The 23,407-nt window shown below is 43.6% G+C and carries 34 protein-coding genes; all 34 read left to right on the top strand.

Annotated features, from left to right (window positions below; genetic code table 11):
- Positions 1–8: 8 nt before the first annotated feature.
- The 34 genes from ssb to KHQ31_RS03505 all read left to right on the top strand — a co-directional run bounded on the left by ssb (position 9) and on the right by KHQ31_RS03505 (position 23,353).
- A complete protein-coding gene (ssb, locus tag KHQ31_RS03665) occupies positions 9–479 on the top strand; it encodes a single-stranded DNA-binding protein (RefSeq protein WP_213409638.1) in 471 nt (156 codons plus the stop codon).
- Positions 480–496: 17 nt separating this feature from the next.
- Positions 497–1,330 (top strand): phage replisome organizer N-terminal domain-containing protein, encoded by an 834-nt coding sequence (locus KHQ31_RS03660; protein ID WP_213409637.1) that lies wholly within the window; start codon positions 497–499, stop codon positions 1,328–1,330.
- Positions 1,330–2,160: an ATP-binding protein gene (locus tag KHQ31_RS03655; protein WP_213409636.1), complete on the top strand. Its 831-nt coding sequence runs from the start codon at positions 1,330–1,332 to the stop codon at positions 2,158–2,160. The genes KHQ31_RS03660 and KHQ31_RS03655 overlap by 1 nt, the downstream gene beginning before the upstream one ends.
- A 175-nt stretch (positions 2,161–2,335) precedes the next feature.
- The gene (locus KHQ31_RS03650) at positions 2,336–2,608 is read left to right on the top strand and encodes a hypothetical protein (protein WP_213409635.1); all 273 of its coding nucleotides are present in this window, start codon (positions 2,336–2,338) and stop codon (positions 2,606–2,608) included.
- Positions 2,601–2,978, top strand: coding sequence for a RusA family crossover junction endodeoxyribonuclease (locus KHQ31_RS03645; protein ID WP_264336072.1), 378 nt, complete (start codon positions 2,601–2,603; stop codon positions 2,976–2,978). Before KHQ31_RS03650 ends, KHQ31_RS03645 begins: the two co-directional genes overlap by 8 nt.
- Positions 2,971–3,120 carry a hypothetical protein gene (locus KHQ31_RS03640; protein ID WP_213409634.1) on the top strand — a complete coding sequence of 50 codons (150 nt, stop codon included), beginning with the start codon at positions 2,971–2,973 and terminating at the stop codon, positions 3,118–3,120. The genes KHQ31_RS03645 and KHQ31_RS03640 overlap by 8 nt, the downstream gene beginning before the upstream one ends.
- Positions 3,113–3,463, top strand: a complete 351-nt coding sequence (locus KHQ31_RS03635) for a hypothetical protein (protein WP_213409633.1) — start codon at positions 3,113–3,115, stop codon at positions 3,461–3,463. Before KHQ31_RS03640 ends, KHQ31_RS03635 begins: the two co-directional genes overlap by 8 nt.
- Before the next feature lie 26 nt (positions 3,464–3,489).
- Entirely contained in the window at positions 3,490–4,110 is a 621-nt protein-coding gene (locus KHQ31_RS03630; RefSeq protein ID WP_213409632.1) for a DUF3310 domain-containing protein, read from the top strand.
- Between the two features lie 19 nt (positions 4,111–4,129).
- A complete protein-coding gene (locus KHQ31_RS03625; RefSeq protein WP_213409631.1) occupies positions 4,130–4,930 on the top strand; it encodes a prohibitin family protein in 801 nt (266 codons plus the stop codon).
- Positions 4,931–4,936: 6 nt separating this feature from the next.
- The gene (locus KHQ31_RS03620; RefSeq protein ID WP_213409630.1) at positions 4,937–5,593 is read left to right on the top strand and encodes a hypothetical protein; all 657 of its coding nucleotides are present in this window, start codon (positions 4,937–4,939) and stop codon (positions 5,591–5,593) included.
- 338 nt (positions 5,594–5,931) lie between these two features.
- Entirely contained in the window at positions 5,932–6,381 is a 450-nt protein-coding gene (locus KHQ31_RS03615; RefSeq protein ID WP_213409629.1) for a hypothetical protein, read from the top strand.
- Between the two features lies 1 nt (position 6,382).
- Complete coding sequence (locus tag KHQ31_RS03610) at positions 6,383–6,880, top strand: SAM-dependent methyltransferase (RefSeq protein WP_213409628.1); 498 nt, start codon at positions 6,383–6,385, stop codon at positions 6,878–6,880.
- 3 nt (positions 6,881–6,883) lie between these two features.
- Positions 6,884–7,102 carry a hypothetical protein gene (locus KHQ31_RS03605; protein WP_213409627.1) on the top strand — a complete coding sequence of 73 codons (219 nt, stop codon included), beginning with the start codon at positions 6,884–6,886 and terminating at the stop codon, positions 7,100–7,102.
- A gap of 5 nt (positions 7,103–7,107) precedes the next feature.
- Positions 7,108–7,395 carry a hypothetical protein gene (locus KHQ31_RS03600; RefSeq protein ID WP_213409626.1) on the top strand — a complete coding sequence of 96 codons (288 nt, stop codon included), beginning with the start codon at positions 7,108–7,110 and terminating at the stop codon, positions 7,393–7,395.
- A gap of 3 nt (positions 7,396–7,398) precedes the next feature.
- Positions 7,399–7,656, top strand: a complete 258-nt coding sequence (locus KHQ31_RS03595; RefSeq protein WP_213409625.1) for a hypothetical protein — start codon at positions 7,399–7,401, stop codon at positions 7,654–7,656.
- Between the two features lie 38 nt (positions 7,657–7,694).
- A complete protein-coding gene (locus KHQ31_RS03590) occupies positions 7,695–8,096 on the top strand; it encodes a hypothetical protein (protein ID WP_213409624.1) in 402 nt (133 codons plus the stop codon).
- Positions 8,097–8,476: 380 nt separating this feature from the next.
- Positions 8,477–8,833, top strand: a complete 357-nt coding sequence (locus KHQ31_RS03585; protein ID WP_213409623.1) for a phBC6A51 family helix-turn-helix protein — start codon at positions 8,477–8,479, stop codon at positions 8,831–8,833.
- A 1-nt stretch (position 8,834) separates the two neighbouring features.
- Positions 8,835–10,082, top strand: a complete 1,248-nt coding sequence (locus KHQ31_RS03580; RefSeq protein ID WP_213409622.1) for a PBSX family phage terminase large subunit — start codon at positions 8,835–8,837, stop codon at positions 10,080–10,082.
- A 10-nt stretch (positions 10,083–10,092) separates the two neighbouring features.
- Positions 10,093–11,547, top strand: coding sequence for a phage portal protein (locus KHQ31_RS03575; RefSeq protein WP_213409621.1), 1,455 nt, complete (start codon positions 10,093–10,095; stop codon positions 11,545–11,547).
- Between the two features lie 16 nt (positions 11,548–11,563).
- Positions 11,564–13,270 carry a minor capsid protein gene (locus KHQ31_RS03570; protein ID WP_213409620.1) on the top strand — a complete coding sequence of 569 codons (1,707 nt, stop codon included), beginning with the start codon at positions 11,564–11,566 and terminating at the stop codon, positions 13,268–13,270.
- Positions 13,271–13,486, top strand: a complete 216-nt coding sequence (locus KHQ31_RS03565; RefSeq protein ID WP_213409619.1) for a hypothetical protein — start codon at positions 13,271–13,273, stop codon at positions 13,484–13,486.
- A 59-nt stretch (positions 13,487–13,545) separates the two neighbouring features.
- Complete coding sequence (locus tag KHQ31_RS07885) at positions 13,546–13,677, top strand: hypothetical protein (protein ID WP_264336069.1); 132 nt, start codon at positions 13,546–13,548, stop codon at positions 13,675–13,677.
- Positions 13,678–13,773: 96 nt separating this feature from the next.
- Entirely contained in the window at positions 13,774–14,352 is a 579-nt protein-coding gene (locus KHQ31_RS03560; RefSeq protein WP_213409618.1) for a phage scaffolding protein, read from the top strand.
- Positions 14,353–14,355: 3 nt separating this feature from the next.
- Positions 14,356–15,357, top strand: a complete 1,002-nt coding sequence (locus KHQ31_RS03555; RefSeq protein WP_213409617.1) for a major capsid protein — start codon at positions 14,356–14,358, stop codon at positions 15,355–15,357.
- 17 nt (positions 15,358–15,374) lie between these two features.
- Positions 15,375–15,770, top strand: a complete 396-nt coding sequence (locus tag KHQ31_RS03550) for a hypothetical protein (RefSeq protein ID WP_213409616.1) — start codon at positions 15,375–15,377, stop codon at positions 15,768–15,770.
- A 2-nt stretch (positions 15,771–15,772) separates the two neighbouring features.
- Positions 15,773–16,156: a hypothetical protein gene (locus tag KHQ31_RS03545; RefSeq protein WP_213409615.1), complete on the top strand. Its 384-nt coding sequence runs from the start codon at positions 15,773–15,775 to the stop codon at positions 16,154–16,156.
- Entirely contained in the window at positions 16,149–16,568 is a 420-nt protein-coding gene (locus tag KHQ31_RS03540; protein ID WP_213409614.1) for an HK97 gp10 family phage protein, read from the top strand. Before KHQ31_RS03545 ends, KHQ31_RS03540 begins: the two co-directional genes overlap by 8 nt.
- 1 nt (position 16,569) lies before the next feature.
- Positions 16,570–17,001 carry a phage tail terminator family protein gene (locus KHQ31_RS03535; protein WP_213409613.1) on the top strand — a complete coding sequence of 144 codons (432 nt, stop codon included), beginning with the start codon at positions 16,570–16,572 and terminating at the stop codon, positions 16,999–17,001.
- Positions 16,976–17,320 (top strand): hypothetical protein, encoded by a 345-nt coding sequence (locus KHQ31_RS03530; protein WP_213409612.1) that lies wholly within the window; start codon positions 16,976–16,978, stop codon positions 17,318–17,320. Before KHQ31_RS03535 ends, KHQ31_RS03530 begins: the two co-directional genes overlap by 26 nt.
- Complete coding sequence (locus tag KHQ31_RS03525; RefSeq protein ID WP_213409611.1) at positions 17,320–18,669, top strand: phage tail sheath family protein; 1,350 nt, start codon at positions 17,320–17,322, stop codon at positions 18,667–18,669. The genes KHQ31_RS03530 and KHQ31_RS03525 overlap by 1 nt, the downstream gene beginning before the upstream one ends.
- An 8-nt stretch (positions 18,670–18,677) precedes the next feature.
- On the top strand, positions 18,678–19,151 hold the full coding sequence (locus tag KHQ31_RS03520) for a phage tail tube protein (protein WP_213409610.1): 474 nt from the start codon (positions 18,678–18,680) through the stop codon (positions 19,149–19,151).
- A gap of 73 nt (positions 19,152–19,224) precedes the next feature.
- Positions 19,225–19,635, top strand: coding sequence for a phage tail assembly chaperone (locus KHQ31_RS03515; RefSeq protein WP_213409609.1), 411 nt, complete (start codon positions 19,225–19,227; stop codon positions 19,633–19,635).
- A 44-nt stretch (positions 19,636–19,679) separates the two neighbouring features.
- On the top strand, positions 19,680–19,829 hold the full coding sequence (locus KHQ31_RS03510; RefSeq protein ID WP_213409608.1) for a hypothetical protein: 150 nt from the start codon (positions 19,680–19,682) through the stop codon (positions 19,827–19,829).
- A gap of 44 nt (positions 19,830–19,873) precedes the next feature.
- On the top strand, positions 19,874–23,353 hold the full coding sequence (locus KHQ31_RS03505; protein ID WP_213409607.1) for a tape measure protein: 3,480 nt from the start codon (positions 19,874–19,876) through the stop codon (positions 23,351–23,353).
- Positions 23,354–23,407: the final 54 nt, after the last annotated feature.

Below are 23,407 nucleotides of genomic sequence, written 5' to 3'. Positions count from 1 at the left end.
GAGTGAACATGATTAATCGAGTTGTATTAGTAGGGCGTTTGACACGCGATACAGAACTGAAATACACGACATCAGGCGCAGCAGTTGGAACATTTTCATTGGCGGTTAATCGTCAATTTACAAATTCCGACGGAGAGCGTGAAGCAGATTTTATTAACTGTGTTATCTGGCGTAAGTCAGCAGAAAACTTTGCAAACTTCACTTCGAAGGGATCACAAGTTGCTGTAGAAGGACGACTTCAAACACGTAATTATGAGAATAAAGACGGTCAACGTGTGTACGTTACTGAAGTGATTGTTGATAATTTCTCATTGTTAGACAGCAAGTCAAGCAATGGGGAAAACGGACAAAAACAGTCCAAAAACGGTTTTGCCCCGTCGGAAAACCGTTCTGCCCCGTTGGAAAACGGTCGAGGACAGTCAAACCCGTTCGAAAACGGTCGGGGAATTGATGTGACTGATGACGACCTTCCTTTCTAGTGGTATAGGTGGAAAATATGGCAGAAATCACATGGATTAAATTAAAGACAACAATGTTCGATGATGAAAAAATCCGTCTGATTCAATCAATGCCAGAAGCTGATGCAGTAATCGTGATTTGGATACGTTTACTAGTTTTAGCAGGCAAGACAAATGATGATGGATTGATTTATATACAGCGTAATATGCCGTATTCAGACGAAATGTTGTCAACCTTATTTAACAAGCCCGTGAATGTTATTCGCTTAGCTTTAAAGGCACTTGAAAAGTTTGGAATGATTGATTTGAACGAAGATGGATTGATTGAAATTCATAATTGGGAGAAGCACCAAAACGTAAGTGGTATGGATAAAATCAGGGAAGATAGCGCTAAGCGTAGTAAAACATACCGTGAACGCAAGCGCCAGAAGGCTTTAGGGCATGTTGAAGATGGTAAAAACGACGAAAAAACGGTCGTCACGTCACGCGTCACGTCACGTCACGCAACAGAAGAAGATATAGATAAAGAAGAAGATAAAGAATATATAAACCCTTTGTCGGGCAAGCCCGCCGAACAGGAAAAAATTCCTTACTCAGAAATTATCGAGTATCTAAATCAAAAAACTGGCAAGCGATACAAAGCAAGTAGTGCAGCAAACAAGAAGTTGATCAAGGCTCGTTTTGGAGAAAAGGCAACGCTTGATGATTTCAAGATTGTTGTCGATAACATGGTCACTAATTGGACGGGGACAGAATACGAGAAGTATCTGCAACCATCAACGCTGTTTAGCAACAAGTTTGATAAGTATCTGAACCAGACACCAACACAAGCGCCTAAGAAGGACGCAGGACGCTATGGAGGACTGTTCTAATGCAAAGCATGGGAGAAGCGCTTAACAAGGTGCTAGACAATCTAATCAAGCCCACAGGCGAATACTGCGAGACACACGGCGATGAATTAGTGCTGTTGAATCGTGAAGGAGCTAAGCCGTTTTGTCAGAAATGCCAAAGCGAAAAAATGCTAGAGGAAAACAAGAAACTGGCAGCACAAGCAGGCGAACACCATAAACGACAACGCACAGTTAATCTACTCCGCAATAAGTCGATTGTTGGTGACAGCACTCTGTGGGACGCCGAGTTTGACAATTACGAAACCACAGCAGGCAGTGAAACTGAAAAGGCTTTGGCGCTTACGAAGTCATTCGCTAGCCAGTATGTGCGTGAGGGTAAGAAGTTCAACGCAATCTACACGGGAACGCCTGGAGCTGGGAAGTCGCACTTAGCTATGGGGCTTATCAAGATGATTAACCAGTACTCAACGCCACACGTTAGCTGCTTGTTTATTTCAACAGCCGACTTGTTCCGCTTGATCAAAGACAGCTTTAACAATCAAGACCAGTGGTGGACAGAAGAACGCGCTGTGAAGTTGCTGACTGAAGTTGATTATCTGGTTCTAGATGATTTGGGTTCGGAAAGCTTGTTTACAAGCGGCAGCAAAGAAGCCAGTGATTTTAACCAACGTGTCTTGTTCACAATCCTGAACGGACGGACGAACACAATCGTGACGACTAATCACACCAGTGACGAGTTATCGCGCATGTACAATCCGAAAATCGTAAGCCGAATTCTTAAAGGGTCTACTGGTCACGTTGTTAAGTTCACGGAAGCTACGTCAGACAAGCGTGAAAACGTTGGGTTCTAGTTCGAAAATTGCCCGTATATCTAAAAATCAAATAAACGTACCTGTTATTAATTTTGTTCCTTTCTGGGGTGTTTGTATTAAACGGGATATAAAACGCGCGACAGGTGTCTTAATTTAAGAATTAAGGGTATATAAACACAAAACAACGTGAAAGGAATTTGAAACGATGAAAATCATGCTGAATGGTCAAGATGTTGAAGCGGTAGAAGCGTGTTTGGATATTCCGAAGAATCGCCGTCGAACAGATATGTTTTACGACTCAGAAATTGATTCTTGGTATGTGAATACAACCGTGAAGTCGCATATCAAAAAGTATTTAAAATACATCACTAGCTTTGAGTCCGTGTCGGTGAACGAAGAAGGTCGAGTTATCAGTGTCTCAGGATTCATGGAAGACATCAACAGCGTAAATGTACGTCGTAAACCTGACGAGGTGAATAATGATTAAGTTTACTATCCAAGGGGAATTGACAGACCTAAACAACTACACAAATGCACAGCGAACGAACTATCGAGTAGGTAATCGCATCAAGCAAGACAACACTGCTAAGGTACATGCTGCTTGTCTACATTTGGGCGGCGTTGAGTTGAAGTTTCCTGTCAAGATTAAATACGAATGGTATGCAAAAAATAAACGCAAAGACATGGACAACATCGCCTTTGCGAAGAAATTTATTCAAGACGGAATGATGTCGGCAGAGGTAATTAAAAATGATGGTTGGTCTGAAATTGCAGGCTGGTCTGAAATTTTCTTTATCGACAAAGACAATCCCAGAATTGAAGTAACGATTTATGAAAATGGTGAATACGATGATTGACGTTGAAGTTAAGAATGCAATCAGCACGCTAGAGCGTAAGCAAACAGTTCTTAGTCCAAATGATTGGCAAAGAATTAAGTCAATGCTGAACGCGAAAAAAGCGCGAGATAAAAAACTCAAGAAAGGACTATACAATGCCTAAATTGAAAATGTCGTATGACGAATACGAAAAGCATCGACGCAGTGGAAAACAACATGCGGACGTTGCTGTGATTGCTGGAGTTTCAGGGCAGACGCTAGGCAATGCAGGTTATCTAAAACGATACCGTGAAACAATTGCTAACGAAATGTACGGGCTAGTGATTTCACCCGACGAGAAAAAGAAACGATCTTTGCGCGATAGAATCGACGCACATATTCGCAAGATTGACGATGCTCGTGATGTGGTCATCGAGAAGTACGGAAGTGTTAGTGAAGCGCCAGATAACTCGCGTGAATTAAAGCGTCTACAGCTGTTAAACCGCGGTTTGATGGATATTAAGTGAATGATTATTTACTAAAGGAGAGTGTTATGACGAAGCTAGATATTGCAGTTTATTGGGACGAAAAATATAAAAGCGTTAGAGCGCTTGACCCCGTTACGCTAAAGAATCCATGGCATATTTGGAATGACGGAAAACCACGCCCAATCATAAATCGACAAGACCGTTACAGTGCTCTGCCAGCAGATGGAACAATGGTTTTGCGTGGAGTGTCATTGGACGCAGACGGTCGAATCAAAAACATTGAGTCGGTTGATTACGAATACAATGCACAATATCCTGCGAAGTGGTGGAACTGGTTGAATAAAGTAACTTTAGTTAAGCCTATTCGCCCGACTGTACCCGGTGGCATTACGTTAGAACAAGCAAGTAATGCAGTTGAAAAAGTGCAAGAAAATGGCGAACACGACGCTGTGAAGAAGCCTAAGTGGTACGTCATTGACGAAGCAGGAACACAACTAAAAGACCTAATGCCGACGCTTCTGTGGAAGTTCCGCGGGTCTAAGGCGGCACACGTCTACAACGTTATTAAGTACGTTATCCGACACCCTGAAAAGGACGGAATTAAGGACTTGCGCAAGGCTAAGCAAGAAATCAACGCATTGATCAAAGACACATACGGTGTCGATGAAAACGAACAATCTAACTAACGAATAGGAGAATTTAATTATGAACAACGCGGCTAAGAGCATTATCGCAGGAGTAGTATTGGTAGGTTTGGGAATTGGTGCCGCAGTCGGTCTTGAAAAGGTCGATAACGGAAACGTCGGAATCATGTACTCAATGAATGGCGGAGTTAAGGACGAACCACTTTCTCAAGGGGTCCACTGGGTGGGATTGAAGCAAGTTACTCAATACCCAGTTAAGACACAAACATACGAAGACAAGGTGACGCTATCAACTAAGGACGGTAAGAAGTTCGACATGCCGGTCACCTATTCTTACAACGTTGACCAATCAAAGGCAGTTGAAGTGTACAAGAAGTTTGGTTCTCAACCAATTGAAAGCATTGAAAAGGGTTGGTTGAAGCAACAACTAATCTCAGCAGGACGTAGTGTCGTGTCTCAATACAACGTTCTAGACGTTATGTCTGAAGACGCTACTAAGATGCAAGGGGACTTGTTGAAGGCGTTCCAAGACAAGGTAGAAAAGACAGGATTTAACATCGAAGACGTTTCAACTGGTACTCCTGATTTGGACGACCAAACTAAGAAGTCTATTGATGGTTTGATCATCGCGGGACAAGACAACAAGAAGGCTGAATTGAACGCCAAGTCTACTCAAACTAACGCGGAAGCTGAAAAGAAGGCTGAAATCACAAAGGCAGAAGGTAAGGCTAAGGCTAACGAATTGCTAAGTGCTTCAGTTACTGACAAGACAATCGCCGACAAGGAAGCAGACGCCCGTATGCAATGGGGCTGGATTGAAGTTCAAACCGGTGAAGCTATCGTAGATACTACTAAGAAGTAATGTCGCATGGCTAAAACTAAGGTTAATCAAGTAAGGCGCTTAGAAGGACAACAATTTAAAAATGTAGTTGTTTTGGAGTTTAAAGGGACTGTAAAAGGTCGTTCTCAATGGCTAGTTAGGTGTGAATGCGGGACTGAATTTATCACGAATTCAAATAGGTTGAGGCAGAGTGTTAGGTCACTACCTTGCGGCAACTTACGCGCTCATAACACTATCCCGAGAGCAGAACAGAAAGAGTTTAAACATCTTTTCAATTCGTATCGTTCTGCCCTTGTTAGGTGCTACAACCCTAAGAACAAAGATTATCCTAATTACGGCGGTAGAGGTGTTGAGGTAGAAGAATACCTAAAAAATTACTGGAATTTCAAAGACTGGGCGCTTGATAGCGGTTGGGAGAAAGATTTGACGCTAGATAGAATTGATCCTAACCGAGGGTATGAGCGCAGCAACCTAAGATGGGCTGACCCTCAATTACAAGCATTAAACAAGCGGGATTCAACACGCGATGACGTTGGTGTGTACAAAGTAGGGAACAAGTATCGTGCGGTTGTTAAACGTATTGGGGTGTCTAAGTTCATTGGTAGTTTCGATACGAAAGAAGAAGCTATATTGCAACGAAAAAAATATATTGAAGAAAATGATATTAGGACGGGTAAGAAGTAATGTAGAAAGCTTTTGATGAGTGGTTCGAAGAGTTAGTTCGCGATTACAAAAAAGGTTGGATTTTTGAAGTTATTATTTCATTGATTTTGATGTTGATTCTTTTAGTGGTAGTCGCGTTTATTGGGGTGCTTGCGATTGTAGTTGTACTTGCATTGTTGTTTAGCGCGCCGTTCTTCGGAGCGTTGGCGTTAATCGTGTTAGCTGTTCCCGTTGGAGTGTTCGTAAAAGTAGTCAAGGAGGCGAAAAAGTAATGGCATATTTTATTTTTAAATTGTGTTGGTTCGTTATTGCCGCGTTGATGATCCGTTACGTGTATTTGTTGGTCAAGGAGAATAAGAATGACAAATAAGATTACACACGCACCTCAAGCAGTGATTGAAGAGTTGGATAAGCTTGTAGAAGAATATGGTGATGGAACTATTTATGGATTTCTTAGCGAGATTTCTCGAAATGATACATTAGCTAACTTTGTTTACCATTCTAATTCTGATGATGGCTGGTTGAAGTGGGAAGAAAAACGAGATCGCGAGAACGCTATCATCAACCACTATCTGGATATTGAAAAGCTACTGCCTGAACGCGAGCCGCGTTGGTATGTGGAAAAGGTAGCGCCGTGGAGCAGTGACACGATTTTAATTTACGCAATGCGTACAGGTGCTTTATCTGAAACAGCAGTTCACGGAAGGGCGATTTTTGAACATGTTGTCAGCTACGAAAACGGTATTTCTAAACGGTTAGCTGATGCAATCGTCGATGAAATTGGCGGTACGCCACAGGAGATTAAGTGATATGAAGCCTGTTTTAGATATGACCGCAGGCGGACGCATGATGTGGCCAAGCAAGAAAAATGAATTAGCCGTGTTTGTTGATAAACGATTCGAAGCGATTAAGTTTGTTGATCGTGGCTACATTCGAGAGCATGAAGTATTCCCAGATATTCAGGCTGATTGGTCTGATATTAACGGGCTACCATTTATGTCAGGGTCGTTTCATCAAGTCATCTTCGACCCACCACATTTGTTGCGTGCTGGCCCAAACAGTTGGCTCCGAAAGAAGTATGGCGTGTTGGACAAGGTAACTTGGAAGCGTGATTTAGAACGTGGGTTTGAAGAAGCTGCTCGATTGCTAGCTGATAACGGTACGCTTATTTTCAAATGGAATAGCGATCAAATTAAATTGAGCGAAGTGCTGAATTTAGTTCCTGATGAACTCGTGGCCACAATTCAAAACCGAGTAAAAAAGACGTATATTTGCGTGTTTATTAAACAATCAATGGTAAAGGAGTAAGTGATGACGTTTGATGAAATGATTAAAGAGATTAAGGACATGGGCGACGAATATCGAATTGAAAACTTTTATTACACAGCTTGGGACCACTTTTTGGAAACTCTGTGGGAGGTTGACAACTATCCGAAGTTTGCAGAATGGTTTGCAAAACAACCTGTAGCGCATGTGAACATTGAACGTCATATCCGTAAGCGTTTAGACGAATATTTAGAGTTAGGATAATAGTGATGATTACAGCAGAAGAAGCAAGAGAACGGACTGATAAGAATATTTTGGAGAAAAAGGCTTCTGAAGAAGGTTTACAGAATATTCTAGATGCCATTGAGCGCAATATTGAAAACGGTTCAACATACCACGAAGTCACTTTCAGTGGGTACGACAAGTTAAAAGTTGCGGCTTTACAACGCGAAGATGTGCAACGTGAATTGGAAAAATTGGGGTATTCCATTACCCATAGAAAGCCGAGTGGCGAGTTTATGGATAGCGGATCTTACACGGTTTCGTGGGAGGAATAAGCAATGCGTTTAAAGATTTTAGATATTGAACAACGTGCTGATGGAACATCACTTACTGTCGAAGCATCACGCCGAGATAATCGAGTTTTATCACGCAGCGCACAATATGTACGAATTAATCAAGCAGAGTCACAATTTGGCGAAGTAGATTGGGAGCAATTCTCACAAGACCTTCGCAGATTAGATTCAGACAGTGCTGCTGATCCGTACACGGCATTAAAAAACATTGTGGAGCGTTGGCAGTCAGAACTGGCTAGATGACGTAGTTATATACTGATAGGGGGTAGTGATATAACATCATGGAACAGAATGAAACAGTCAAAAGAACGCGTAAATGGCTAAGCGATGACTTCCAAACGCATAAGCGAAAAGCATCGTTATCAAGCGTCTTGCCCTCTGCGGTATCTTATGACGGTATGCCATCTAGTCCGTCATTTGGAAATGCGCAAGAAAACAAGTTAGTTGAATACGCCGACAGCAAAGTGATTACTGAAGCCGTAGACGCTGTAATTAACGTTATGAGCGACCGCGAGACCTCTCGACATGCAACAGTACTCAAACTGTGCTTCAAGGACGAGCTGGACGATATGGCGGTTATAGAACGTCTGAACATGGGTGATAGGAGTTTCTACTACAACAAGCATCATGCATTGCTAGAGTTCGCAGTATTGTTTGAGCCGTGGGTGAATTTCAACCAATAAATAGTAAGAAATGGCGTCTAGCTTCGGTTAGGCGTCTTTTTTTGCATAAAACTTGCAGAATTACTGCATAAATATTGCAAGCACTTTGCAGACATACCGTTGTATTATGATATTGTTCGATAATTAGGTAACAGCGAAACACAGCTGCGACATTTAAAAAGCGGCTGCATTCTAGATTGTTATAGCTGTTAGAACTAATATCGGATAGAAATTCATTCAATGTTGATAGAGTAAACGTCAGGAGAGAGACGTGTGGCAGTCTGTGTTGGGCAGATAATTCAACGGTTCGATTCCGTTGCTATCAGTTTAAAGAGTAGCCAATCGGTTGCTCTTTTTTTATTGCAACTATTACAACAAATTACTTATAGAGGGGGGAGGCTATGGCGCTTAATAAAAAACAATTAAAAGCGGTGGAATTGGTGTTTGAAGGTGTTTTGACGTTCGGTCAGATTGCAGAAAAGTTAAAAATATCTGGTAAAACCCTATATAACTGGCGACACACGTCAGAATTTAAGGAAGCCGTCCTTGAAATGGGAAGCCAAACCCTTGTGATGAACACAGGTAAATTGATGCGTAATATGCAAGGCTTAGCGTTCAACGGAAAGAGCGAGTTTGCTCGATTGCAAGCAACGCAATACCTGTTAGATAAGTCAGGCGTTGGAGAGAATCAAGCGCTAGAAGTTAATGTTAAGCCTGTTGAGATCATCGACGACATTGCCGGAAAGAGGAGCGACTGATATGGAAGTACGACTTAGTGCGTTAATTGCGCCTAGTTTCTTCGATGCATATCTGCTGCTTAAGTCAGGTACATATACGCATTGGTGGTTCAAGGGTGGGCGTGGTTCTACTAAGTCATCATTTATTTCAGTCTTGCTAATCATGGGAGTTATGGCTGACCCTGATGCAAACGTCGTTGTGCTTCGTCAAGTTGCCGACACGTTGCGCGGTTCGGTATTTGAACAATACCAGTGGGCAATAGACAAGTTGGGCGTGTCACACCTATGGAAGACGCGTGTTAATCCGTTAGAGCTTGAATATAAGCCAACAGGACAACGTATCTTGTTCAAGGGTGCTGATAAGCCAGCTAAGCTTAAGTCAATCAAGTTCAAACGTGGTTTTGCTAAGTATATCCATTACGAAGAAGTTGCTGAATTTAAAGGCAGCGAAGCAATTCGTAGCATTAACCAGTCTATTATTCGTGGTGGTCAAAATCAGATGGCTATTTACACGTATAACCCACCTAAATCGGCTACTAACTGGGTAAATCAGTATGTAACTGACCAAGCAACGCGTGAAGATACCTATGTTCATTCAAGTACATATCTATCTGTACCGCCTGAGTGGTTGGGTGAAGCGTTTATCACTGAAGCAGAAGAAACTAAGCGCATTAACCCTGATGTATACGCTCACGAATACCTTGGAGAAGTGGTCGGAACTGGTGCTGAAGTATTCCACAACATCACTAGTCGCGAAATCACAGACGATGAACACAATTCATTTGACAAGATTTACCGCGGACTCGACTTTGGTTTCGCTGCTGATCCTTTGGCTTACGTTGAATGGTACTTTGACAAGGCTCGTGGACGTTTGTACGCCATGAATGAAGTATACGGTACTGGACTATCAAATGAGCGTGCAGTAAGCGACATCAAGCGTATTAACGGCATGAATGACTTAGTGATTGCAGATAGTGCTGAACCAAGAACAATCGCAGAGTTCCGAGAAAAGGGCATGAAGTTACGCCCTGCTCGAAAGGGACCCGGTTCAGTTGACCACGGTATTAAGTGGCTGCAAGACCTAAACGAAATCATTATTGATCCACGCAGAACACCAAACATTCATCGAGAGTTCACAGGATATGAGCTTGAAGTGGACGCGAACGGAAACTTACGTGGACAATACCCGGATAAAAATAATCACAGTATCGACTCAACTCGTTACGCAGTAGAACAACTATTAAAGCCACGCACTAAGATGGCTTGGTAAGGAGACCGGCATGGATTTAGAAGTAGCAAAGCTAGTGTTTGAAAACACAGATGACCAACGAAACAAGTTTGCTAAGCGCTATAAAGAAAGCGTCCGTTATTACAACAACGAAAACGACATCACCAAGAAGAATGGTGGTAAGGACAAGTTAGATGATAACGGCAAGGAGAACAGCGACGGAATTCGTAAGGCTGATAATCGTATCGGTAATGGCTATCACCGCATTCTAGTTGACCAAAAGAGTCAATATGTTGGCGGTATTGTACCAACCTTTGACGTGGAGGACGACGCGCTTAACAAGGGTGTCTTAGACGCGCTAGGCGACAATTACGACCGTACATTTAATCGCTTGGTTGTTGATGCGTCTAACGCAGGTACAGGCTGGATTCATTACTGGGTAGACGATGAAACGAACGAGTTCCGTTATGCCACTATTGATCCGTCACAAATCACGCCAATTTATGACGAAAGCCTAGTCGAAAAGCTATTAGCTGTGCGTCGCACCTATGAAGCGCTCGATACTGAAACGGGTGAAGTTTATATCTATGACGAATACTGGACTGATACAACAGCTCAATTCTTTAAGCGAGAAAAGGGTAAGGACTACGACAGTTTGATGTCAGATGAACGTGTGCCTGTTATTGATGTGAACATCGGTGAAACGGTTGAAGCAGCAAGTGAGTTGCAACACGACTTCGGACGTGTGCCATTCATTCCGTTTATGAACAACCAAGACGGAACGCCAGACTTACAACGCTACAAAGGGCTTATTGACGTGTACGACCGCGTATACAGTGGCTTTGTTAACGATGTGGACGATGTGCAACAAGTCATCTTGGTTTTGACTAATTACGGTGAAGCAGGAAGTGCAGACGAGTTCAAAGCTAAGCTGAAGCGTGATCAAGTGATTAACATCGAGAAGTACGGAGATGGCGACAAGTCAGGGCTAGATACGTTAACGATTGATATTCCTATCGAAGCACGTAACAACCTGCTAGACCGCACACGCGAAGCCATTTTCTTGCATGGACAAGGTGTTGACCCGTTGCGTGTTGAATTAGGTACTAATAGCAGTGGCGTAGCTCTTAAGATGATTTACACACTGCTAGAACTTAAGTCTTCTGCTGTTGAATCAGAGTTCCGCCCCGCGTTATCTGAACTAATTCGTGCTGTATTGCGTTATTTGGGAGACGCGAAGGTGGATAAGCGCCGTATTTCCCAAGTGTGGACGCGTGCAGCCGTTAAGGACGAAACAGAACAAGCGGACATTATTTCTAAGCTTGCAGACGTTACGTCAGCTGAAGCAATCGCCAAAGCTAATCCGCTTGTTACTGACTGGCAAAACGAATTGTTATTGCGTGAGGAAGAAACAGGCAACGATTATTACAAGCTCGACAATGATCCAGAAGAACTTAAGGACGATGACGACAAAGAAAAAGCCGTTGAAGATGATGATTCCGAATAGAAAGTGAGGTTAGATAATGGCAGATTTGACTTATTGGCAGAAACGCCATTTAAAAACCAAGCAAAAGGCGTTAAAGAACGCTGAAAACTATGAAGAAGATTATCAAAAGCGTTTGAAGAAGGCGCAACGTGAGATTGAGCAAGAAATTCAAGCGTGGGTGGGCAAATACGCTACTGAAGATGGCGACCTAACGCCACAAGGAGCTAACAAAATTCTCAAAGGACAAGACAAAAAGACTTGGAATAACACGCTTGATGAATGGGAACGAAAATCCCTTGAAGGTGGTTATGACCAAGAGTTGAACCTTGAGTATTACCGTAGTCGTGTTAGTCGTCTACAAGCGTTAGAGGGGCAAATATCCAACATAATGGCGGAACACACAGCCCCAGAAGTCGAACGTATGAAGGAGCAACTATCTTCGACGTACAAAGAAACTTATCATCAGACGACTTATAATACGCAACAACAAACGAATAACTTTTCAGGAGACTTTGCTAAGTTGAACAGCGATCAATTGGCTAAGGTGGTATCTAAGCCGTGGGCAGGTTCTAATTTCAGTAAACGTCTGTGGGGCAATATGACGCAGCAGCTGCCTAACAAGCTTGCTAAGACATTGAGCCGTGGGGTGTTGCTTGGGCACGGTGTAGATCGCATGGTCAAAGACTCCCGCGTTGTATTTAAGAATGCATCTAGTAGAGATATACATCGGTTGATTACAACTGAGTTCGCGCACATTGCAGAACAAGCCACACTAGATTCTTACCACGATACTGGCATTGAGAAATACGAGTATATGGCAACGTTAGAAAGCCGCACATGTGATTATTGCCGAGGTCTGGACGGTAAAGTGTTTGACACCAAGAAGCAAGAAACCGGGGTTAACTATCCTCCTATGCATCCCCACTGTCGCTGTACGACGGCTCCATGGTTTGCAGAGTTAGGCGATGACGTAGTAGAAGAAAATCTAGACGTAAATGAAGATGAAAATGATGTGGTGTTTGGTGAGAACGTAGAGAAGTTGTTGTCAGATGAACAAACTTCAATTTACAAGGGTATGTTAAATAATGCGCCAGATGACATACAAGCGTTATTTAAACGCCAGAATGAACACTTGGTGTTGGGCGATGCGAGTTATAACGGTACAGCAAACTTCAATGCAACACGCAATAGTGTGTTGATGAACGTTTCTGAAGATTTAAAGGGCAGCACAATCGACAACGCTGGAAACACGTTCTTTCACGAATTTGCGCATCAAATCGATGCGAAGAATGGTTTTGTTAGTATGAAGGCGAAGTTAAGAGACACAATGGTTGAAGATTGGAAAACATATACTTCAGATTACAAGAAAACTTTGAGTGCTGAGTATAAAAAAATAGGAAAAGAAGAATTCCAAGAAAAGCACGATTTAAGTAGTATGTGGAGCAACAAAACTTTAAAGAAGGCTGATGCTGATGAAATTATGTGGAAGGAACTGAAGTCGCTTCCGCTAAAGGAGCGAGCAAGCATTTCTGATTGGTTGGAATATCCGTTGAAAAAGGACTCTCCATTGGGAGCTGGACACGGTGCCGCTTATCATCATAGAGGTTATGATGCAACGAGTTTGGAAATCTTTGCCGAAATCACATCTGCGCGTGTTACTAATCCTGAAGCATTGAAGGTAATGAAAAAGTTGTTCCCAGATACAATTAAGGCATACAACGAAATTCTAAAGGAGTTGATATAGATGTTATTTTTCCCGAACGATGAAAACCAAAAAAAGTTCGAAGATATTGTGAAACGATACAAAGATACATTCGAAATTGATTTCCCTGTATTCGAATACATCGACGGAGAAGTGACTGACGATAAATTGGATAAGATCACCGCGTTGATTGAAACCAGTATCGCAGGAAACAAACCGGTTGATACACCTGAAGATTATGCAGAACGAATTTTTTAAAAACTAAGCACTTACTAATTTAGTAGGTGCTTTTTTGTACCCAAAAACAAGGAGTTAACATGATTAAACACTACATGACACGCTATTTTGATGATGATCATAATGAAATTTATGTAAGTTGGTTGCAAATCTTTGGTATTGATTTCAGCAAACGATACTACAAAAACGGAAAATTCGTTAAGAATATCTAAGTAAACACTCGACCTGAATACGTCGCTAAACTGTTCTTTTTTTGTACCAAAAATCCAAGGTGGAGCAACCACCAGAAAAAAGCGAGGAGAAGAAGTATGAAGACTGAAGAATTGCAAGAGTTGGGACTTAACGAGGACCAAATCAAGGGAGTAATGGCACTTAAGGGTAAGGCAGTACAAGCCGAATCCGACAAAGTAGCTGCATTGACAGCGGAACGTGACAGCTTGACGGAGCAAATCACGCAACGCGACAAAGACATCAAGAAGATTCAAAAGGAAGTAGGCGATAACGAAGCATTGGCTGCTCAGTTATCAGACCTACAAACCAAATATGACGCGGACACAAAGTCGCTTAACGAAACGTTAGCGGCTACTAAGTTAGATAGCGCTGTAACACAAGCGTTAGCAAACACAAACGCACGTGATCCGAAGGATTTGAAGGCATTCCTTAACTCTGATGACATCAAGTTCAATGACGACGGCGAATTGGTAGGGCTTAACGACCAAATCACAAATCTTCAACAAACTAAGGCGTACTTGTTCGATGGTGGCGCAAAGCAAGAGTACAAACCAGCTGGCGGCTCTGCTTCATCTCGCGCAACAAGCCTTGAAACAGCAATGAAGTCGAAGGATTTCAACCTAACTAAGTATTTGGAAGAACAACAAGGAGAATAAAAAATGGCTAATGAACATACAAAGGTAATTGACACAATTACCCCTAAAATCTTTGAACAATACATGCAACAAATCTTGCCTAACAAGTCTGCGCTAGTGCAATCAGGCGTAGTTATGGCAGACGAACGCGTCGCTCGAAATATCGCAACTGGTGGGACTGTCGTGACAATGCCGTTCTGGAATGACATCGGCGGTGATGATGAAGTTCTTGGAGACGGGGACACAGCTCTTTCAACTGGAAAGATTACAGCCGGACAAGAATTCGCAACAGTTATGTATCGTGGGCGTGCTTGGGCTGTTAATGAAATGGCTGCAATTATGTCTGGTGATGATCCAGTTGCCGCATTGATGAACCGTATCGCAGATTACTGGGTACGTCGTGAACAACGCGTTTTGCTATCAACTTTGAACGGATTGTTCGGAGAAGGTGGAACATTGGCATCAACACACTTGCATACAGCAACAGGGAACATTTCTCCTGAAGTTGTATTGGACGCTAAGCAACTATTGGGAGACGCTTCAGAACGTTTGACAATGATTGTTATGCACTCAGCCACTTACACTGAACTGCAAAAGCAAAACGTTATCGAGTTCATCGTTGGATCAGACTCAAAGACACAAATTCCAACTTACTTGGGATACACAGTCCTAGTCGATGATGACATTACACCATCAGAAGACGGGACTTACACATCATACTTGTTGGCTACTGCATCATTTGGGCGCAACACATCAGCTCCTGCAAACATGACAACGTTCGAAACTGCCCGTGACGCTTCACGCGGAACAGACAGTATCTACACACGTCGTGCCTTTGTAATGCACCCTCGTGGTATTTCATGGACTAATGCGGAAGTATCAGACATGACACCAACTAACCAAGACTTGGAAAACGTCAAGAACTGGAACCGTGTGTACGACCCTAAGTACATCGGAATGGTTGCGATCAAGCACAAGGTTGGTGAAGCTCCAAAGGTTGCACCTAAGAAGGCGGCTGCTAAGTAGTCGTTAAGGAGGTCTTCATGGCATTTCCACGAAAAGATGAACTGCTTAATAAGCTGAAAGTACTGCAACCAATTACGGATAACGTTGATGAACCTATCTACAACATGTTTATGGACGTGGCGCTAGATAAGATTATCAACGATGTTTCTGCATTCACCAATACGCCAGTAGAAGAACTACCATCACAGCTAGATTCGGCAATGATGTTGAAGCTGTCTGCATGGATTACTGATACAGGCGTATTTAAGTCTACAGATGACCGTAATTCGGGCGCAGTTACAAGCATTACTGAAGGTGATACATCAATTAGTTACGGTAGTCCGCAAGTTGCTATGTCAGCACTTGGTGGCATGTCGTTTCTTGATGATGATTTCCGCATCCAGTTAATCCGTTATCGCAGATTGCGAGGTTAACTATGCTGAAAGAGTTTGAGAAGATGGCGCCTATCTTAAAGCGAATGTACCGGGACAAAGTCAAAATTACAGGGGCTAAGACAGTAACCCGTAACGGTGCAACTGAAACTATTGATGTAGTTATCGTTGAAAACTATCCGGCTAAGTTGTCTAAGAGCGGACAACAGGCTAGTTCAGACGGACAATTTGGAACGGAAGCATACGACGCGAAGTTATTCATTGATAACAGCGTCACAGTGCCTGCCGGTTCACTTATTGATGTGACAGATACCAACGGGCATACCGTTCGTTACAAGCGTTCTAGCGCAGGCTACACGTCGTATGCCAGTCATCAAGAAATCACTATGGTTCGAGATGAAAAGGCAAAGGTATCAGTCGATGAGTAAGTTTGGTTCGTTCGATACGAAAGAATTTGAGAAATTCGTTGCTGAATTCGAAAACAAAGCCAACGGTGAAGCGATTGTCCGTGAAGTTGAGCAAGTTATGACCAAAACGGCAGGAGTTGCGCTTAACAAAGTTAAACGTAAGACACCTGTTGATTCTGGTACGTTACGACGTAACTGGAAAGCTGGAAACATTAAGCGATCTGGTAAAAGTCTATCTGTTGAAATTTCGAACAACACGGAACACGCGCCATACATCGAAAACGGTCATCGAATTGTCCGCGGAGGGAAAACGGTAGGATTCCAAAAGGGGCATTTCATGCTTAAAACGACCGTAGACGAAGTAAACGATAGCTGGGGACGAACTCTTGGTAAATCGTTAGACGACACGCTTAGAGAAGCGCTAGGAGGTTGATATGGACGACGTAACTAGCCTTGTTATCCAAACATTGCACAACAAACTACCAGACATACCGGTTTATCGGGAAAACATGAGGACGGCATTCAGTGAGCCGTCTTTTTTTGTGTCGCGAATTTCATCAACGCAACAAGGCGAGACTTTTGGTTTCGCTATGCGTATGTATGCATTCGATGTCGCATATTTCCCTAATCCGAAACGACCTAATGAAGACATGGACAACATGGCGGAGTGGTTAATGGCGAATTTAAAAGTCATTGAACCTAACTACGCTCATGTGATTAATCAAGCGATTAACGTCACTGACGGCGTGTTGCATTACACGTTTAATGCCCGCGCTCGTGTTCATGAAGATTACGGAGATCGTTTTACTGAACCACTAAATTACAAAGGAGAACTAAAGCATGGACAAGACAATCCCAACGGCTGATAACACAGTCGCTGAAATTAAGGCTTACTTGGACGCTCAAGGTATCGAATACCAAGACGGAATGAGTAAGACGAAGCTTTTGGGGCTTATTCCTAAACAGGAAGAAGTCGCAGAAGAACAAAAGCCAGTCGAAGAACCTCCAGCGAAGCCAACTAAGCCAGTGCGACCTATCACGCGTTACACGAAGGCTCACCTAGTTAGCTCTGCGAAGGGTGCTCAAAAGACTTGGTTCATTGTCGCTTTGAAAGACGATGAAACATACACATATCAAGAGGCGCTAGACGCTGTCTTGGAACTAAAGAAAGGAATGTTCAACTAATGAGTGGAGGACCATTTACAAGCCAAAACAAGATTCTGCCCGGAGCATATACAAACGTATTTTCGAAGGGATCACGTGCATTAACTGCTGAATCAGACCGCGGGGTCGTTTTCACAGTCGTGGACGGCGTGAACTGGGGTAAGCCGGGAGTTGTCGAAGTGACGCCAGCGTCAGACTTTACAGCAATCTTCGGGCAAGACATCAACAGCGAAGCATTGATTGGAGTTAAGCAAGTTTTGCTAAACGCGAAGAAGGCATACGTCTTCAACTTGAACTCAGGTAAGAAGGCGACTGGAGCGTCTGCAGTCTTGCCATGGAAGTTCACTGCGCTACACCCCGGAACAATCGGAAACGATGTCCGAGTGGTAGTAGAACCAGACCCAGCTGACTTCGGGTCAATTTCAGTTAAGACGTACTTGCAAGGTATGAAGACTGACGAACAAAAGGTAACTAAGGCGGAAGATTTGAAGCCTAACGCTTACATCGTTCCGTCACTTTCCGAAGAAGAAATCGACCTTGAAACACTGGCAACACCAGTTCAAGTTCAATTGGCTGGCGGTACAACTGATCCAGCGTTCTTGAACACTGACGAATTGGTTAACGCCATCGAAACATACGAATTTAACACTTTGGTAGCGCCTGCATTCGCTGTTAAGAATGCTTTGCACCAAGTGCTAGCAACTACTGCTATTCGTATGCGCGACGAACAAGGGCGCAAGATTCAAGCGGTTATTCCAGCTTCTGAATCATACGACCCTGACCACGAAGGTGTCATCGTTGTTGAAAACGGTGTGCAAATGGCAGATGGAACTGTTTACGGTCCCGAAGTGATGATTGGACTAGTGGCTGGACTTTCAGCTGCGGCTCCCGAAAACAAGTCTTTGACTTACATGCAAATCAATGGAGCAGTCGATGTTGTGCCTCGTTTCTCTGAACCGAAGCAAATCGAATTGATCCAAGCGGGACGCATGGTCTTCATTTCAGCTCGTGAACAAGTGAAGATTTTGTCTGACATTAACTCTTTGCACACGTTCACAGATGAAAAGAACCAAGCTTTCTCAAAGAACCGTGTATTGCGAGTATTGGATTCAATCTCAAACAACACACGCGAAACATGGGAAGACAGCTTCATCGGGAAGGTAACAAACGACGGCGCTGGACGTGATTTGTTCAAGGCTAACCGTGCGGAATACCTAGCCCAACTTGAAACTCAAAACGCTATTCAAGACTTTACACCTGACGACATCTCAGTTGTTAAGGGTGAATCTAGCGACAGCGTAGTTGCCAACATTGCAGTTCAACCAACTGATGCAATGGAAAAGTTGTACATGACTGTACACGTTAACTAGGGGGAAATATGGCTAATCAAATTTTGAACCAAAACGACGCGATCAGCGCCAAAGAAGGTACAGTCGTTGTCAAGATTGACGGGAAGAACTACCCGTTTATTGAAGCAACTGAAGTTTCAGCATCAGTTGAATTGAACAAGGAAGACGTGGCTCGTTTGGGTACACGTTTCAAGGGTAAGAAGGTAACTTCTGCAGAAGGGTCAGGAACTATCAACGGTTACTTGGTTTCTTCAATCTGGGTTTCTGAAGTGCTTGAAAAGTACAAGAACACAGGTCGTCTTCCTGAAATGTCTATCACGACAACAATCGAAGACAAGACTTCATCTGTTGGTAAGCAAACTATCGTGCTCACTGGTGTTCTTTTGGACGAAATTCCATTGTTCAACATCGAAGCTGACGACGGATTGATGATGGCTGAAACAGACTTCTCATTCGACGGATACCAACTTACTAACAAGTTCACAGGTCCTAAGCGTTCTTAGTCGTAACTGACAAGGAACGCTTTTAATTTACTCAAAAACTACTCAACTATCTAATTCTCGGAGGAATTTAACCATGGCACAAAAGTCAATCGAATCATTTTTGCTAAAGGACGCATCAGTTTTGACAGAAACAAAGGAAATCAAGTTCTCTCAATTCGAAGAACCATTTGAAATCCGTTCTATTTCTGCAACTGAATACAAGTCACTTGAAAAGCAAGCAACTCGCCCAGTTAAGCAAAACGGGGTGATGTCAACACAACTTGATCAATCAAAGTTTATGGACTTGTTGGCAGTAACAGCAATTACTTTCCCAGACTTGCACGAAGCTGATTTGCAAGAACACTTCGGAACAACAAACGCTGCTGATACTGGTCGCGCCATGTTGAAGGCTGGTCAATGGGCAGGATTGTACCAAGAAATCAGTAAGTTGAGTGGTTTTGATGAAGAACCAGTCGATGACTTGGTTGAAGAAGTAAAAAACTAATTAAGGCTGGCGACGGGATAGATTTCGAGTACTACTTCTACGCTATGCATCAATTCCACTGGACGCCTGATTACTGGTCAGGTCTAGGTAAGCGCGAGAAAGCGATGATTATCGCTGGTATCGACTTACGAACGGAAGCGGAAGAGAAAGAGCGCAAGAGAGCTGAAAAGAAGTCGAAAGGACGCCGGCGTTAATACACGGGGGAACCCGTGATACATATAAAAAGGAGACCAGTAAAATGGCGACAATTAGTTCTACCTTACAAATTAATGACCGGTTTACTGGTCCCTTAAAATCAATGTTCAGTTCTATGAATATGGTTAAGAAGTCTACTCAAGGACTTAACACCGCTATGAATCAGAACAATAAGATGGGATCAGAAATGCAACGTGCCGAAAAGATGGCATTACTAGCAGGGCGTGCATTTAAGGAAGCAAAATCTAACGCGGAAGCTTTGGGGAAAGCTGGTACTGCGTCAGCATCAGACATGCTGAAGGCTGAAAAGAACGTCGAGAAGATGCGAGGTGAGTTTAAAGCCTCTAAACAAGCCGTGGAGTCGTTAAAGTCATCTATGGGGTCAATGCCTAGCGAAGGTGTTAAAAAGGCGACACAAGACGTTCAGCAATTGGGGGAGCAAGCTCAAAAGTCTGGCTCAATGTTTAAAGCTGTGCTTGGTGGTAGCCTTGTCGGCGGTGCAATTAGCAAAGGAATGGGAGTGGTTAGTAATTCCGTCGATGGCGCTATTGGTCGTATTGACACGTTGAGTAACTCTGGGAAGGTATTCGGTAACTTAGGTGTTAGTGCGAACCAAGCTAAAGTCGGAATGGCTAATCTAGATACAGCGATTGATGGATTACCTACTGCGCTTGATACAGCCGTTCAAGGTGTTCAAACGTTCGTTTCCGCTAACGGGGATATGAATAAGTCAGTCAAGTTATACAAGTCAATTAACGATACCATTCTTGGTTTTGGTGGTACGACTGAACAATCAGCTAGTGCGGTTATGCAACTGGGGAAGGCGTTCGGTAAAGGTAAGATTCAAGGTGAAGCGTTCAATGCTTTGATTGACAACGGAGCCGCTGGAGCATTACCTGAATTAGCCAAGAAAATGGGTATGACCCAAGACAAGATGGTCGAACTCGGTTCAAAGGGTAAGATTAGCGCGGATAAGTTCGGTAAAGCATTGATTGAATTGAATGAAAAGGGCGGAGAAAAGATGGCTGCCACTTCCAAGATGGCGAAAGACTCAACTGCTGGTATCGCTACAGCGATCGCGGTCGCTAAGTCTGCCGTAACTCGTTCAGTGGCGCATATTATTCAAGAGATTGGACCTAATTTGGTTACAGCATTCCAAGGAATTAAGGCGAAATTGAACGAAATGAAACCAATGTTTCAAGCATTTGGTAAAGCCATAGCAAAATCATTCAGTATAGCTGGTGATGTTGCCAAGTTCTTGACGCCATTTGCAAAGGCAGTAGCGCCTATGGCAGGGATATTCCTAGGGGCTTCTGCTGGAGCCTTAGCCTTTTCAAAGTCTATGGGTGCGCTTCGTAGCGGGCTTGATATGGTCACTAAACACCCATGGTTAACAGCTATCTTCACGATTGGTTCAATGCTTGTTTACGCATATCAAAACAATGAGAAGTTTAGAAAAGGTGTAAATGATCTAGGACAATCAATCTTAGAGATAACTCAAAACGCTGGTAAATGGATCGAAGGGCTTAAGTCTATGGACAAGGGCGCCATCGGTGCAATTGCAGCTAATGCCGCGATGATAGTTGGTATCTTCGGAATGGCAGGCGGATTCAAGCTGTTAGGTCGAGTTATCGGTGGAACAGGCAGTGCATTTAAAAAGCTAGGTAGCTTCTTGAACCCTCGCAAGTTGTTTGGCTTTAAAAAGGGTGCTGAACAAGCGTCTAAGGCTTCAGATGCTTTAGGTAAGTCAACAACAAAGGCTGCCAAAGGAACTGGTGCTATGTCGCGAGGATTTGGTTCTTTGATGAAATTAGCAGGTGTAGCACTTGTTATTGCGTCTATCGCATTGCTAGCGCGAGCTATCGAACCATTAGCTAAGACTGGCGGAGACGGAGCAATTGCAATGCTTGCATTTGGTGCTAGTGTTGGAATTATGGCTGCGGTGCTTGGGACAATGGGCACTAAGCTAACTGCTGGATTAGGCGGCATTTTGGCGTTCGGTGCAGCAGTGTCTGTTATGGCGCTTGCAATGACACCAATTGCTCAAGCTGGTTCTGAAGGTGCTATTGGCGTTGCAGTGTTCGCATTATCAATTGGTGCACTTGCAGGAATGATGGCGCTACTTGGTCCAATGCTTACGATTGCAGCACCCGGAATGCTTGCGTTTGGCGCAGCAATCTTCTTAGTTGGAACTGGTATCGGAATAGCGGCTGCAGGTATTGCATTATTCGCTATGCAGTTGCCAATTGTCGCGACGTATGGTCTACAGTCAGCTCTAGCGTTCCTTGCACTGGGTGGCGCGTTGCTAGTATTTGGCGTTGGATCACTTGTCGCAGGTGTTGGGCTTGGCATTTTGAGCGTAGGACTGCTTATGGTCGGCATGGGGGCATTAGTTGCTAGTGCTGGCATTATGATGCTTACCGTGACTTCTATGATGTTGTCAGTAAGCTTGATGTTGGTTGGCGCCAGTTCAATGCTCGCAGCGGTAGGAATGATGATGGCTGGTGCGTCAGCTATGTTGCTATTCGTTGGAATGATGATGGTAGTAGTACCTACTTTGATTTTGTCTGTCACATTACCACTATTAGCAGCTTCGCTATTGCTAGTTGGAGCTGGGGCTTTGGTCGCCAGTGCAGGAATGATTGTATTTGGTGCAGGAGCAGTTGTTGCTGCTGCAGGTACTGTTGCATTACTAGCTGCGCTAACTCTAGTGAACACGCAAATGAATAGTATTGCCAAGAACGCTGCTAATAGTGCTGCTAGTTTGAAAGAGATGGTTACGGCTATCGATATCGTAAAGGCTGGACTGGATACCATTGGTAGTGCGGCAAAGGATGCCGTGGGCGGATTGCTTTCAGCATTTAGTAGTGCGATTGCGCCTGCTAAATCTAATGGAACTCAATTGGGTACTGCAGCATCAATGGGTGTTACGGCTGGTTTGACTATGGGAACACCTATGGCCATGGCAGCAATGACACGTCTGGTGTCTAGCATTAGATCCGTTGGAATGCGTGCTGTAGGTACTATGCGATCAATCGGCATGATGATTGGGCAAGGCTTGGCAGTCGGTATGAATTCCGCTCTTGGAGCTGTTACTGCAGCAGCAAATCGTTTGGTTGGAGAAGCAGAGCGTGCAGCTCGTGCTAAGGCGAAAATTCACAGTCCGTCACGTCTAATGCGTGATCAAGTAGGACGCTATATCGGTGAAGGTATGGCGGTCGGAATGGACAACGAAGCAGGAACTGTCACTAAGTCTGCAAACGGTCTAGTTAATGCCGCCGTTGGTAACGTTTCAGGTGTGGCACCGTCTACATCAGGAAGCGTGCCATCAAGTAACCTATCAGGGGCTATCGGCGGAACTATTAACAACTCAAGCACTCAATCTAGTGGCGATGATGTAAATATCAATTTCGGTCAAGGGGCTATTACTATTCAAGCTGCTGAAGGCGAGAGTGGAGAATCACTTCTTGAGAAGTTTGAAACAGCTATGCGTGCTAAGTACGAAGCAGGACTAGCACATTAACAAAGGTACGCAAACATACCTGCCAAACGGGGTGAGAAGCCCGTTGTTTATTGA

Origin of the sequence: Weissella ceti, from assembly GCF_018394055.1 — a bacterium.
GTDB classification, from domain to species: Bacteria; Bacillota; Bacilli; order Lactobacillales; family Lactobacillaceae; genus Weissella; species Weissella ceti.
This window is presented reverse-complemented; position numbering and strand designations above follow the sequence as displayed.